This is a genomic window from Paracoccus thiocyanatus, assembly GCF_900156255.1.
Classification (GTDB): domain Bacteria; phylum Pseudomonadota; class Alphaproteobacteria; order Rhodobacterales; family Rhodobacteraceae; genus Paracoccus; species Paracoccus thiocyanatus.
The window spans coordinates 47,712-60,275 of sequence record NZ_FTMK01000010.1 but is presented as its reverse complement, the minus strand read 5'-3'; the positions used below and the strand labels follow the sequence as shown (position 1 = coordinate 60,275).

The window sequence follows — 12,564 nt, the reverse complement described above, 5'->3', positions numbered from 1 at the left end:
CGCAAGCTTGTCGAGGCCCGGAATGTCCCAACCATCCCCACCCGAAACCGCCCGGCGCCGCGACTGGATCTCGGCCCTGGCCAAGGCGCCGCCGGGGCGGCTGGCGGCGCTGCTGCCCGACCTGCCCGCGCATGAGATGCTGCGCGCGCCCGAAATCGGCACCGTGATGGTGCAGGGCCGTATCGGCGGCACCGGCGCGCCCTTCAACCTGGGCGAGATGACCGTGACCCGCTGTTCGGTCCGGCTGGCCGGGGGCGCGGTGGGCCATGCCTGCGTGCAGGGCCGCGACAAGGGCCATGCCGCCCGCGCCGCCCTGGCCGATGCGCTGATGCAGACCGATGCGGCGCCGCGGATCGAGGCGCAGGTGCTGGCCCCCCTGCGGGCCGAGGCCGCCCAGGTGCGCGCCAGCCGCGCCGCCAAGGCCGCCGCCACCCGCGTCGAATTCTTCACCATGCTGCGCGGAGAGGACGCATGAACGCCATCCTGACCGGGGGTTTCGCCGCCCCCTCGACCCAATCCGCCCATGCCTTTCGCGCGCTTCTGGAGGCCATGGCCCGGCCCGGCCGCATCTTTGCCGTCATGGGGGCCGAACCGCCCGCGCCGATCTCGGTCGCGGCCGGGGTGGCGCTGCTGACCCTGACCGACGCCACTACGCCGCTGCATCTGGCCGGCGCGGCGGATTGCGAGGCGTTGCGCGGCTGGATCGGCTTTCACACCGGCGCCCCGCTGGTTGCGGCCGATCAGGCGCAATTCGCGCTCGGCGGCTGGGATGCGCTGCACCCCCTTAGCCGCTTTCGCATCGGCGAGCCGTCCTATCCCGACCGCTCGGCCACGCTGATCGTGGAACTGGACCGGCTAGAGGCGCAGGGCGCGCGCCTGACCGGCCCCGGCATCGAAACCGAGGCGCGGCTGTCCCTGCCCGAAACCGCCGCCTTCCGCGCCAACCGGGGGCTGTTCCCGCTGGGCTTCGATTGCATCCTGACCTGCGGCGCGCGCCTGGCCGCCCTGCCGCGCAGCACCATCGTGGAGGACGCCTGATGTATGTCGCCGTCAAAGGGGGCGAACGCGCCATCGACGCCGCCCATGCCTGGCTGGCCGAGGAACGCCGGGGCGATCCCGCCATCCCCGAACTGACCGTGGCCCAGATCCGCGAGCAGATGGCGCTGGCGGTGAACCGGGTGATGGCCGAGGGCTCGCTTTACGATCCCGACCTGGCGGCGCTGGCGATCAAGCAGGCGCGCGGCGACCTGATCGAGGCGGTGTTCCTGATCCGCGCCTATCGCACCACCTTGCCGCGTTTCGGCGTCTCGCGCCCGGTCGACACCGCGGCGATGGCGGTCGATCGCCGCGTCTCGGCCACGTTCAAGGACCTGCCGGGCGGGCAGGTGCTGGGGCCCACCTTCGACTATACCCACCGCCTGCTGGATTTCGCGCTGGCGGCGGAGGGTGAGGTGCCGCCCGCGCCGCAGGCGCCTGCACGGGACGAGCCGGTGCCGCATGTCACCGGCCTGCTGGACCGCGACGGGCTGATCGAGGGGCAGCCCAGGGACGACACGCCCGCCCCCGACCTGACGCGCCAGCCGCTGGAACTGCCGGCTTCGCGCGCGCTGCGCTTGCAGGCGCTGGCGCGGGCGGACGAGGGGTTCACCCTGTCGCTGGCCTATTCGACGCAGCGCGGCTATGGCCGCACCCACGCCTTTGTCGGCGAATTGCGCATCGGCCGCGTCGCGGTTCAGGTCGATCTGCCCGAGCTAGGCTTTGCCGTCGAGATCGGCGAGGTCGAACTGACCGAATGCGACACGGTGAACCAGTTCAAGGGCTCGAAGACCGAGCCACCGCAATTCACCCGCGGCTATGGCCTGGTCATGGGCCAGTCCGAGCGCAAGGCGATTTCCATGTCGCTGGTGGACCGCGCCCTGCGCTGGCAGGAACTGGGCGAGGATTTCACCGGCGCCCCGGCGCAGGATGAGGAATTCGTGCTAAGCCATTGCGACAACATCCAGGCGACGGGGTTCCTGGAACATATCAAGCTGCCGCATTACGTCGATTTCCAGGCGGAACTGGAACTGGTCCGGCGGATGCGGCGCGAGGCCGTGCAGATGCAGGAGGCGGCGGAATGACCGACCAAGCCTATAACTTCGCCTATCTGGACGAACAGACCAAGCGGATGATCCGCCGCGCGCTTCTGAAGGCGCTGGCGATCCCCGGCTATCAGGTGCCCTTTGCCAGCCGCGAGATGCCCATGCCCTATGGCTGGGGCACCGGCGGCGTGCAGGTGACGGCGGCCTGCCTGACCCCGGACGACCGGCTGAAGGTCATCGACCAGGGCGCCGACGACACCACCAACGCCGTGTCGATCCGCCGCTTTTTCCAGCGCACGGCGGCGGTCGAGACGACCGAGCGCACCGCCGACGCCACGGTGATCCAGACCCGCCACCGCATCCCGGAACAGCCCTTGGCCGAGGGCCAGGTCCTGGTCTATCAGGTGCCGATCCCCGAGCCCCTGCGCTTTCTGGAGCCGCGCGAGAACGAGACGCGCAAGATGCACGAGCTTGAGGAATACGGGCTGATGCACGTCAAGCTTTACGAGGACATCGCCCGGCATGGCGAGATCGCGACCGCCTATGCCTATCCGGTCCGGGTCGAGGGGCGCTATGTCATGGACCCCTCGCCCATTCCGAAATTCGACAATCCGAAACTGGCCGGCAATCCGGCGATCCAGCTTTTCGGCGCCGGGCGCGAGGCGCGCATCTATGCCCTGCCGCCCTATTCCGACGTGGTCAGCCTGGATTTCGAGGACCATCCCTTTACCGCCTCGAAGGCCGATCACGCATGCGACCTGTGCGGCGCGGGCAGCAGCTATCTGGACGAGGTCATCACCGACGACCGGGGCAGCCGCATGTTCGTCTGTTCCGACACCGATTTCTGCGCCTCGCGCCAGGCGCAGGGGCATCGCGGCCGCCTGTCGCCGCAAGGAGCCACGCCATGACCCTGATGCAGAACGCCATCACCGCCGCGCCGCTGCTGTCGGTGCAGGGCCTGACGAAACGCTACGGCCCGCGGATCGGCTGCGCCGATGTCGGCTTCGACCTTTATCCCGGCGAGGTGCTGGGCATCGTCGGCGAAAGCGGCTCGGGGAAATCGACGCTGCTGTCCTGCCTGGCCGGGCACCAGCGCCCGGATCAGGGGCGGATCCTGTTCGACGGTGCCGATGTGCTGGGTTTTTCCGAGGCAGAGCGGCGGCGGCTGTTGCGCGGCGACTGGGCCTATGTCCACCAGAACCCGCGCGACGGGCTGCGCATGGGCGTTTCCGCCGGCGGCAATGTCGGCGAGCGGCTGATGGCCGTGGGCGCGCGAAACTATGCCGCCATCCGCGAGAGCGCCACCGACTGGCTGGGCCGGGTCGAGATCGCGGCGGACCGCATCGACGACCGCCCCTCGGCCTTTTCCGGGGGCATGCAGCAGCGCTTGCAGATCGCGCGCAACCTGGTGACGGGGCCGCGGCTGGTGTTCATGGACGAACCCACGGGCGGGCTTGACGTCAGCGTGCAGGCGCGGCTGCTGGACCTGCTGCGCGGGCTGGTGCGCGACCTGGGCCTGTCGGTGGTGATCGTGACCCATGACCTGGCGGTGGTGCGGCTGCTGGCCGACCGGCTGATGGTGATGAAATCGGGCCGGGTGGTCGAAACCGGCCTGACCGACCAGGTGCTGGATGATCCGCAGCATGCCTATACCCAGCTTCTCGTGTCCTCTGTCCTTCAGGTGTAGCCCCATGATCGAGATCCAGAACCTTTCGAAAAGCTTCACCCTGCACAATCAGGGCGGCGTCGCCATCCCGGTGATGGCGGGGGCGCATCTGCGCGTGGGTCCTGGCGAATGCGTCGGGCTGGTCGGCCGCTCGGGCGCCGGGAAATCGACGCTGATGCGCATGGTCTATGGCAATTACCTGGCCGGCGCCGGCTCGATCCGCATCGGCGAGCTGGACGTGGTCACGGCCGAGCCGCGGCAGATCCTGGCGTTGCGCCGCGCGGTCCTGGGCCATGTCAGCCAGTTCCTGCGCGTCGTGCCCCGCGTGCCGACGCTGGAGGTGGTGGCCGAGCCGCTGTTGCGGCTGGGCGTCGCCCCGGATGCCGCGCGGGCGCGGGCCGCCGAATTGCTGGCGCGGCTGAACATTCCCGAGCGGCTGTGGCGGCTTTCCCCCACCACCTTTTCCGGTGGCGAGCAGCAGCGGGTGAACATCGCCCGCGGCTTTGCCCATGACTATCCGGCGCTGTTGCTGGACGAGCCGACGGCCAGCCTGGATGCGCAGAACCGCGAGGTGGTGCTGCGCCTGATCGAAGAGGCCAAGGCCCGCGGCGCGGCGATCCTGGGCATCTTTCACGACGAGGGGGCGCGGGACCGGGTCTGCGACCGGCTGGTCGATGTGACCGGCTTCACGCCGGGGCTGGCGGCATGAGCCGGCGGCTGGTCGCCGTGGTCGGCCCCTCGGGCGCGGGCAAGGACACGCTGATGGCGCTGGCCTGCGCCGCGCGGCCCGACATCCGCGCCGCCCGCCGCGTCGTCACCCGCCCGGCCGAGGCCGGCGGCGAGGATTTCGAGGGCGTGACCGAAGCCGAGTTCGCCGCCCGCCGGCAGGCCGGCGCATTCGCCCTGCACTGGCGCGCGCATGGGCTGGGCTACGGCATCCCGGCCGATGCCTTGGCCGGGCAGGGTACGCTGCTCATCAATGCCAGCCGCGCCGCCTTGGCTGAGGCGCAGGCGCAGTTTCCCGGCCTGGTGGTGCTGCTGGTGACGGCCCCGCCCGAGGTGCTGGCGCGGCGGCTGGCCGGGCGCGGGCGCGAAAGCGGCGCGGATCAGGCGGCTCGGCTGGCGCGGGCGGGCTTTCCGCTGCCGCCCGGCATCGCGCCGCGGGTGGTGGTCAATGACGGCACGCCCGAACAGGGGCTGGCGCGGTTCCTGGCCGCGCTTCAGCCGGAAAGGGTATAGCGATGCAGCAGGTGAAAGCGCCCGTCCTCGGCCTCTCCGAACAGGCACAGGTCCGCGACTTGGAAGGGCCGGGGCAGGACCGGGGCGAAATGCGCCTCCAGGATCTGCGCTGCCTGGGTGGCCAGCGGCTCCTCCAGCCGGTCGGTCAGGGTCAGGTGGAAACGGAACTCTTCCATGACATAGGGATAGCCCCAGAGGTCCAGCAATTCGCGCTGGCGCGGGGTCAGGTGCTCGGGGCGGCGGCGGGCGATCTCGGCCTGGATCAGGGGCGCGCGCAGGCCGTCCAGCGCCGCCACCACGGTCGCCGCCAGGGCTTGCAGCGGCGCGGTATCGCCCTGGGGCACCAGCGCCAGGAAACCGCCCAGGCTGGCCAAGTGCAGGCCGGGCAGGGTCACGGGCGCAAGCCGGCCCGCCAATTCCGCCAGGGCGCGCTGCAACTCGTCGGCATCCCGGCCCCCGGCCAGCCGGAAGGGCGGCTTCAGCGTGCCGTGAAAGCCGTATTTGCACGGATCGCGGGTGATTTCGGCCGCCGACAGGCCCAGATCAGGCGGGGTGAGCGGCCGGCCCGCGGCGGCATCCCAGCCCAGCCAGGCGCTGGCGCGGCTGGCGAAATCGCCCTCGGGCGGGGCGTAATAGACGGCGTAACGCTTTATCATGTCCATGCAGGGGCTCTTATCGCTGGCATGTCACAGGGCTGTGACACGGCGCTGGCATTCAGCCCGTCCATGGACCCGGACGCAAGACAGGACGACGAAAGATGACCGAGACGATCCTAGCCAATGCCACGCTTGTCCTGCCGGACGAGGTGATCCGCGGCGCGCTGCGCCTGGCGGATGGCCGCATCGCCGCCATCGACCAGGGCCGGGCGGTGCCGCAGGGCGCGGTGGATTGCCAGGGCGATCTGGTGCTGCCGGGGCTGATCGAACTGCATACCGACAACCTGGAGCGTCACATCCAGCCCCGCCCGCGCGTGCATTGGCCGCACCAGGCGGCGATCCTGGCCCATGACGGCGAACTGGCCAGCGTGGGCATCACCACGGTCTTCGACGCGCTGCGCGTGGGGTCGGTCGTATCGGACGGCAAGGCGAATTACGGCGAATATGCCCGCGCCCTGGCCGACGAGATCCTGGAGCTGCGTTCCATGGGCGCGCTGAAGATCAGCCATTACCTGCACCTGCGGGCCGAGGTCTGTTCCGAAACCCTGGTGGCCGAGATGGCCAAGTTCGGCCCCCAGGACCGCATCGGCATCGTCAGCCTGATGGACCACACGCCCGGAGAGCGGCAGTTCCGCGACCTGTCCAAGCTAAGGGATTACGTCTGCGGCAAGCATGGCCTGTCGGACGAGGGCTTTGCCGACCATGTCGCCAGCCAGCGCGCCCTGCGCGACCGGCTGGGCGCGCTGCACGAGGCGACGGCGGTGGCCGAGGCGCGGCGCTATGGCGCGGTGCTGGCCAGCCATGACGACACCACCGCGGCGCAGGTCGCGATTTCCGCCGTCCATGGCGCGTTTTTCGCCGAGTTCCCGACCACGGCCGAGGCGGCGGCGGCCTGCCGCGATCACGGCATCCGGGTGATGATGGGCGCGCCGAACCTGATCCGCGGCGGCAGCCATTCGGGCAATGTCGCCGCGGCCGACCTGGCCGAGGCGGGGCTTCTGGACATCCTGTCTTCGGATTACGTGCCCTCGTCGCTTTTGTCGGCGGCGCTGCTTTTGGGCGATCTGTGGGGGGACATGGCGCGCGGTATCGCCACCGCGACCGAAGCCCCGGCCCAGGCCACCGGGCTTGCCGATCGCGGCCGGCTGGCCCTGGGCGCGCGGGCCGACGTGATCCGCGTCGCCCGCATCGGTGGCGGCGCGGCGCTGCGCGGCGCCTGGGTGCAGGGGCGCCGCGTCGCCTGATCGCGTCGCCGGACGCAGCCCCGCCGAGGCAAGGGGGCTGCACGGCTTGCCCGGTCAGAACGGGCTGTCGGGGTAATAGAACTGCTCGGCGTTTTCGGGCGTGATCAACTGGCTGCCGATGATGAAGCGCCCGGTCATCGGGGCATTGGACACGAAGTTCAGCGCCGTCATCTCGATGGCCGATGAAATCAGCGCCGGCGGATAGGTCACGTTCACCGGCAACTGCTGGTCGCCCTCCATGATGCGCTTGACGATCTCTTTCATGCCGGCGCCGCCGATCACCCACATCTCGTCCTGGCGGTCCGCGGCGGAAATCGCCTCCAGCACGCCGATGGCCATGTCGTCGTCGGCCGCCCAGACCGCGTCGATTTCGGGATATTTCGCCAGATAGTCCTGCATCACCGCGAAAGCGTCGTCGCGGTTCCAGTTGCCGTGCTGCATGTCCAGGATTTCGACATCCGACCCGTCCAGTGCGGCCTGGAACGCCTCGACCCGCTCGTTGTCCAGCGTGGTCGGGATGCCGCGCAGCACCACGATCTTGGCGCCGGGTTCAAGGTTGTCGCGGAAATACTGGCCGGCGACGCGGCCGAAGGCGGCATTGTCGCCGGCGACGTAAAGATCCTCGATGCCCTCTTGCGACAGGCCGCGATCGACGACGGTGACGAACTTGCCCGCCTCTTTCACGGCGGCGACCGGGGCGGTCAGCGGCTCGGATTCAAAGGGCAGCACCACCAGCCCGTCGATGTTGCGGGTGGCCATCATGTCCTCGATATCGTTGACCTGCTTGGCCGCATCGCCGGCGGTGGACAGCACGAATTCCAGGTTCGGATAGGCCTTGCCCAACCGCTCGATCGTGTCCTGGGCGTGCCAGTTCAGCCCGCCCATGAAGCCATGGGTGGCCGACGGGATCGACACGCCGATGATCTTCTTCTCGGCCTCTTGCGCGGTGGCGGGGGCGGCGATCCCCATCGCGGCCATCAGGGCCGCGGCTTTCATCAGGCTTCTGCGTTTCATCATTTGCTTCCTCCCCAGTCACCGCTCGTCGGCGGTGCGTTTCTCCCGCTGCAAGACGACAGCAAGAACGATGATGACCCCCTGGATCGCCCCGTTCAGATAGGGGCTGACCAGGTCGGCCAGATTCAGGATATTGTCGATCAAGGACAGGATCAGGACGCCCACGACCGTGCCCCAGACCCGGCCGCGCCCGCCCTTCAGCGCCGTGCCGCCGATGATGACGGCGGCGATGGCCTCAAGCTCCCACAGAACCCCGGTCGAGCCCGAGGCCGAGCCGAGGCGCGGCACGTAAAGCACCACCGCCAGCCCGACCAGCACGCCCAGCAGGACATAGGTCAAAAGCCGCACCCGGTTCACGTCGATGGCCGAATAGCGCGCCACCCGGTCGTTCGAGCCTATGGCCTCAACATGGCGGCCAAAGCGGGAATGGCGCATGGCCCATTCGCCCAGGAACGCGATCAGGGCAAAGACGATGATCGGCCAGGTGATCCAGCCGATGCCGCCGTAATAGACCGGCCGGTAAAGCGTGCGCAGCCCGTAATCCAAGGACAGCGTGCCGCCGTCGGCCAGCCATGTCACCAGGCTGCGAAAGATGCCCATGGTGCCCAGGGTGACGATAAAGGGCTCGATCCCCGCCTTGGTGACAAGCGCGCCGTTCAGATAGCCCGCGGCAATGCCGCCCAGCACCGCGACGCCCATGCCCAGCAGGATGGTGCCCCAGTTGCTGCCCATTCCGGGCAGGGCGGCGTTCATGGCGATGATGGCGATCCCGGCCAGGAATGCCGCCATGGACCCTACCGACAGGTCCAGCCCGCCCGCGGTGATGACGAAGGTCATGCCGACCGCGATCAGCCCGATGAAGGCCGAGCGCGCCAGCACGTTGGTGATGTTCGCCGGCGCCAGAAAGGCGCTGTTCAGTGCCGCGCCCAGGATTACCAGGGCGACCAAGGCGACAAGCGGGCCAAGGGTATGCAGGTCTATCTTCATGCAACGTCTCCGGTCACGCCCATGGCCAAGCGGACGATATTGTCTTCGGTCATCGCCTGGCCCGCGACTTCGCCGGCCAGCCGCCCTTCGCGCATGACCAGCACGCGGTCCGACAGGCCGATCACCTCGGTCATTTCGCTGCTGATGACGATCAGGCTGCGGCCTTCGGCGGCAAGCTTGCGGATAAAGGCATAGATCTGGCGCTTGGTGCCCACGTCGATGCCGCGCGTCGGCTCGTCGATGATGATGATCCGGGGGTCGGGCAGCATCACCTTGGCCAGCAGCAGCTTTTGCTGGTTGCCGCCCGAAAGCTTGCCCGCAAGCATGTCGCGGCGGGGCGCGCGGATGTCGAATTCGCGCGTGGCCCGGTCCAGCGCTGCATCCTCGGCCGCGGTGTCCAGCCGCCAGGCGCCGAAACGCTCCAGCGTGGCCAGGGTCAGGTTCTCGCGCAGGCCCTTGTCCAGCAGCAGCCCGGCTTCCTTGCGGTCCTCGGTCAGATAGGCCAGTCCCGCCGCAAAGGCGTCGCGCAGGCTGCGGATGGCGACGGGCCGGCCCTCGACGCGGATCTCGCCGGTCGCGGGGCGCAGGCCGACCAGCCCCTCGGCCAGTTCGGTGCGGCCCGAGCCGACAAGGCCCGCGATGCCCAGCACCTCGCCCCGGCGCAGGGTCAGGCTGACGTCGCGGACCCGGCCGGGCACGGTCAGGCCCCGCACCTCCAGCGCGGGCGCGTCGCCCGGCTGGCCCTTGGGCGGGTAGAAGTCCTGCAATTCCCGGCCGACCATGGCGGTGGCCATGCCGTCCTCGGTCAACTCGCCGCGCAGGGCCTGGCGCACCACGCGGCCGTCGCGCAGGACGGTGATGCGGTCGGCCAGGTGCGCCACCTCGTCCAGCCGGTGCGAGCAGTAAAGGATCGCCACCCCCTCGGCCCGCAGCCGGTCGATCTGCGCGTAAAGCGCGCCGACCTCGCGATGGGTCAGCACGGCGCTGGGTTCGTCCATGATCAGCACGCGGGCCTGGCGCGACAGGGCCTTGGCGATCTCGACCATCTGGCGGTCGGGCACCGACAGGTCGCGGATGCGCGCATCGGGGTCGATGCTAGTGTCCAGGCGTTTCAGCAGCGCGGCGGTGGCATCGCGCATGGCGGCATGGTCCAGCCGCCAGGCGCCGGCTTCGCGGCCCAGGAACACGTTCGCTGCCACGCTGAGGTCGGGGGCCAGGTTGAATTCCTGGTGGATGACCACGATGCCCTGCGCCTCGGCCTGGGGGCCGCTGGCGAAATGGACGGGCTGGCCGTCTAGCAGCACCTGGCCCGCGGTCGGGTCCAGGAAGCCGCCCAGGATCTTCATGATCGTGGACTTGCCGGCGCCGTTCTCGCCGATCAGGGCATGGACCTCGCCCGGTTCCAGCGCCAGATCGACGCCGTGCAGAACCTCGATCGGGCCGAAGCGTTTCGAGACATTGTCCAGCGCCAGCACGGTCATGGCCCCACCTCTGTCCACGCGCCATCCCGTCCCGAGGATGCCTGGGCGGCGGCGATGAACGCCATGCCTGACAGGCCGGCATCCAGTCCCGGCACGCGGTCCACATAGCTGGAATCGCCGCGAATAATGGCCGCTATATCGCTATAAAGATTGGCGAACCCCTCCAGATAGCCCTCGGGGTGGCCCGGCGGCGTGCGGTATGAGGCGCTGCGGTCCTGCGCCCGCGTCAGGATGCGGGCCGGGCCGTCCTTGGGCGACAGGATCAGCCGCTCGGGGTCGGTCAGGCGCCATTCCAGCGCGGCCTTGGTGCCGAAGACCCGCAGCGACAGCCCGTTTTCCTGCCCGACGGCGACCTGGCTGACCCAGATGCCGCCCCGCGCGCCCGAGCCGTAGCGTAGCGCGATGCGGGCATCGTCATCGACCGCGCGGCCCGGCACCAGGCTGGACAGTTGCGCCGACAGGGACGCGGGCGTCTGGCCGGTGACGAATTGCGCAAGCTGCCAGGCATGGGTGCCGATATCGCCGATGGCCCCGGCCCCGGCGCGGGCGGGATCGGTGCGCCATTCGGCCTGCTTGCCCTCGGCCGGGTCGGCCAGCCAACCTTGCAGGTATTCGGCCTGCACCAGCCGGATATCCCCCAGCGCGCCTTCGGCCACCAGGGCGCGGGCCTCGCGCAGCATCGGCATGGCGCAGTAGTTGTGGGTCAAAAAGAATCGCGCGCCGCTGGCCTGCGCGGCCTGCGCAATCTCGCGCGCCTGTTCGGGCGTCGCCGCCAGCGGCTTGTCGCAGATCACATGGATGCCGGCGCGCAGAAAGGCCGCGGCGGGGGCGGCGTGCAGGTGGTTGGGGGTGACGATGCTGACCGCCTCGATCCCGTCGGCGCGCGCCGCCTCGGCCCGTGCCATCCGGGCGAAATCGTCATAGCCGCGGATGCCCAGTTCGGCCGCGCCGGATGCCGCGCGGTCGGGGTCCGAGGACAGCGCCCCCGCCACCAGCACGAAGCGGCCGTCCATGCGCGCGGCGATGCGGTGGACGGCGCCGATAAAGGCGCCGCTGCCGCCGCCGACCATGCCTAGGCGGACCGGCATCATAGCCCCAGCGCCCTGTCGATGGCGGCGCGGTCCACGCGGCTGACGGCAAAATCGTCGAAGGCATGGGGCGTCACCCGGATGATGTGGTCGCGCACGAAACGCGCGCCTTCCCGCGCCCCGTCCTCGGGGTGTTTCAGCGCGCATTCCCATTCGACCACCGCCCAGCCGTCGAAACCGTATTGCGTCAGCTTGGAAAACACGCTGCGGAAATCCACCTGCCCGTCGCCGGGGCTGCGGAAGCGGCCGGCGCGCTCCGCCCAGGGCTGGAAGCCGCCATAGACGCCCTGCCGGCCCGTGGGGCGGAACTCGGCATCCTTGACGTGGAACATGCGGATGCGGTCGTGATAGATGTCGATATTTTGCAGGTAATCAAGCTGTTGCAGGACATAATGCGACGGGTCGTAAAGCATGTTCGCCCGCGCATGCCCGCCGACCCGGTCCAGGAACATCTCGAAGGTGGCGCCGTCATGCAGGTCTTCGCCCGGATGGATCTCATAGCAAAGGTCGATGCCGTTTTCCTCGGCCAGGTCCAGCAGCGGGCGCCAGCGCGCGGCCAGGGTGTCAAAGGCCGCCTCGACCAACCCCGGCGCGCGCTGCGGCCAGGGGTAAAGATAGGGCCAGGCCAGCGCGCCCGAGAAGGTCGCCATCCGGTCCAGGCCCAGCAGGCGGCTGACGCGGATGGCGCGGGCGACCTGGTCCACCGCCCATTCCTGCCGCGCGCAAGGATTGCCGCGCAGGGCCGGCGGCGCAAAGGCGTCGAAGCCGGCGTCATAGGCCGGATGCACGGCGACAAGCTGGCCTTGCAGATGCGCCGAAAGCTCTGTCACCTCGACGCCGTTCTGCCGGGCGATGCCCAGGAATTCGTCGCGATAGGCCGCCGATTCCCCGGCCAGCGCCAGGTCCAGGATGCGCGGGTCATGCGTCGGCACCTGCACGCCCAGATAGCCGCAATCGGCCGCCCAGCGGGTGATGCCGTCCCAACTGTCGAAGGGCGCCTTGTCGCCGATGAACTGCGCCAGAAACAGCGCCGGTCCCTTGATGGTCCGCATGGTTTCCCTTTCCCCTTGGGCTTAGGCTGCACTTCTCTGCAATCGATTGCAAACAT

At 69.5% G+C, this 12,564-nt stretch carries 14 protein-coding genes; 8 read left to right on the top strand and 6 right to left on the bottom strand.

Annotated elements, in window-relative coordinates:
• The first annotated feature begins 22 nt into the window (after positions 1 to 22).
• From phnG to phnN, 7 genes are read left to right on the top strand one after another with little or no spacing between them, the layout of a single operon-like run.
• On the top strand, positions 23 to 475 hold the full coding sequence (phnG, locus tag F3H32_RS09385; protein ID WP_149765625.1) for a phosphonate C-P lyase system protein PhnG: 453 nt from the start codon (positions 23 to 25) through the stop codon (positions 473 to 475).
• Entirely contained in the window at positions 472 to 1,038 is a 567-nt protein-coding gene (gene phnH / locus F3H32_RS09380; RefSeq protein ID WP_149765624.1) for a phosphonate C-P lyase system protein PhnH, read from the top strand. Before phnG ends, phnH begins: the two co-directional genes overlap by 4 nt.
• Positions 1,038 to 2,120 (top strand): carbon-phosphorus lyase complex subunit PhnI, encoded by a 1,083-nt coding sequence (locus F3H32_RS09375; RefSeq protein ID WP_149765623.1) that lies wholly within the window; start codon positions 1,038 to 1,040, stop codon positions 2,118 to 2,120. Before phnH ends, F3H32_RS09375 begins: the two co-directional genes overlap by 1 nt.
• Positions 2,117 to 2,989, top strand: coding sequence for an alpha-D-ribose 1-methylphosphonate 5-phosphate C-P-lyase PhnJ (locus F3H32_RS09370; RefSeq protein WP_149765622.1), 873 nt, complete (start codon positions 2,117 to 2,119; stop codon positions 2,987 to 2,989). The genes F3H32_RS09375 and F3H32_RS09370 overlap by 4 nt, the downstream gene beginning before the upstream one ends.
• The gene (gene phnK / locus F3H32_RS09365) at positions 2,986 to 3,768 is read left to right on the top strand and encodes a phosphonate C-P lyase system protein PhnK (protein WP_149765621.1); all 783 of its coding nucleotides are present in this window, start codon (positions 2,986 to 2,988) and stop codon (positions 3,766 to 3,768) included. Before F3H32_RS09370 ends, phnK begins: the two co-directional genes overlap by 4 nt.
• 4 nt (positions 3,769 to 3,772) lie before the next feature.
• Entirely contained in the window at positions 3,773 to 4,456 is a 684-nt protein-coding gene (gene phnL, locus F3H32_RS09360) for a phosphonate C-P lyase system protein PhnL (protein ID WP_149765620.1), read from the top strand.
• Positions 4,453 to 4,986 (top strand): phosphonate metabolism protein/1,5-bisphosphokinase (PRPP-forming) PhnN, encoded by a 534-nt coding sequence (phnN, locus tag F3H32_RS09355; protein WP_149765619.1) that lies wholly within the window; start codon positions 4,453 to 4,455, stop codon positions 4,984 to 4,986. Before phnL ends, phnN begins: the two co-directional genes overlap by 4 nt.
• On the opposite strand, the gene F3H32_RS09350 is transcribed toward phnN, so the two are convergent.
• A complete protein-coding gene (locus F3H32_RS09350) occupies positions 4,968 to 5,648 on the bottom strand; it encodes a DUF1045 domain-containing protein (protein ID WP_149765618.1) in 681 nt (226 codons plus the stop codon). The genes phnN and F3H32_RS09350 overlap by 19 nt on opposite strands.
• Positions 5,649 to 5,743: 95 nt before the next feature.
• On the opposite strand from F3H32_RS09350, the gene F3H32_RS09345 reads away from it, so the two are divergent.
• Positions 5,744 to 6,886 (top strand): alpha-D-ribose 1-methylphosphonate 5-triphosphate diphosphatase, encoded by a 1,143-nt coding sequence (locus tag F3H32_RS09345; protein WP_149765617.1) that lies wholly within the window; start codon positions 5,744 to 5,746, stop codon positions 6,884 to 6,886.
• A 54-nt stretch (positions 6,887 to 6,940) separates the two neighbouring features.
• On the opposite strand, the gene F3H32_RS09340 is transcribed toward F3H32_RS09345, so the two are convergent.
• Genes F3H32_RS09340 through F3H32_RS09320 form a run of 5 tightly spaced genes read right to left on the bottom strand, consistent with a single transcriptional unit; the run spans position 6,941 to position 12,508 of the window.
• The gene (locus tag F3H32_RS09340) at positions 6,941 to 7,900 is read right to left on the bottom strand and encodes an ABC transporter substrate-binding protein (RefSeq protein WP_149765616.1); all 960 of its coding nucleotides are present in this window, start codon (positions 7,898 to 7,900) and stop codon (positions 6,941 to 6,943) included.
• An 18-nt stretch (positions 7,901 to 7,918) separates the two neighbouring features.
• Complete coding sequence (locus tag F3H32_RS09335; RefSeq protein ID WP_149765615.1) at positions 7,919 to 8,887, bottom strand: ABC transporter permease; 969 nt, start codon at positions 8,885 to 8,887, stop codon at positions 7,919 to 7,921.
• Entirely contained in the window at positions 8,884 to 10,368 is a 1,485-nt protein-coding gene (locus F3H32_RS09330; protein WP_149765614.1) for a sugar ABC transporter ATP-binding protein, read from the bottom strand. Before F3H32_RS09330 ends, F3H32_RS09335 begins: the two co-directional genes overlap by 4 nt.
• On the bottom strand, positions 10,365 to 11,459 hold the full coding sequence (locus F3H32_RS09325) for a Gfo/Idh/MocA family protein (protein WP_149765613.1): 1,095 nt from the start codon (positions 11,457 to 11,459) through the stop codon (positions 10,365 to 10,367). The genes F3H32_RS09330 and F3H32_RS09325 overlap by 4 nt, the downstream gene beginning before the upstream one ends.
• Complete coding sequence (locus F3H32_RS09320) at positions 11,456 to 12,508, bottom strand: sugar phosphate isomerase/epimerase family protein (protein WP_149765612.1); 1,053 nt, start codon at positions 12,506 to 12,508, stop codon at positions 11,456 to 11,458. Before F3H32_RS09320 ends, F3H32_RS09325 begins: the two co-directional genes overlap by 4 nt.
• Between the last annotated feature and the right edge of the window lie 56 nt (positions 12,509 to 12,564).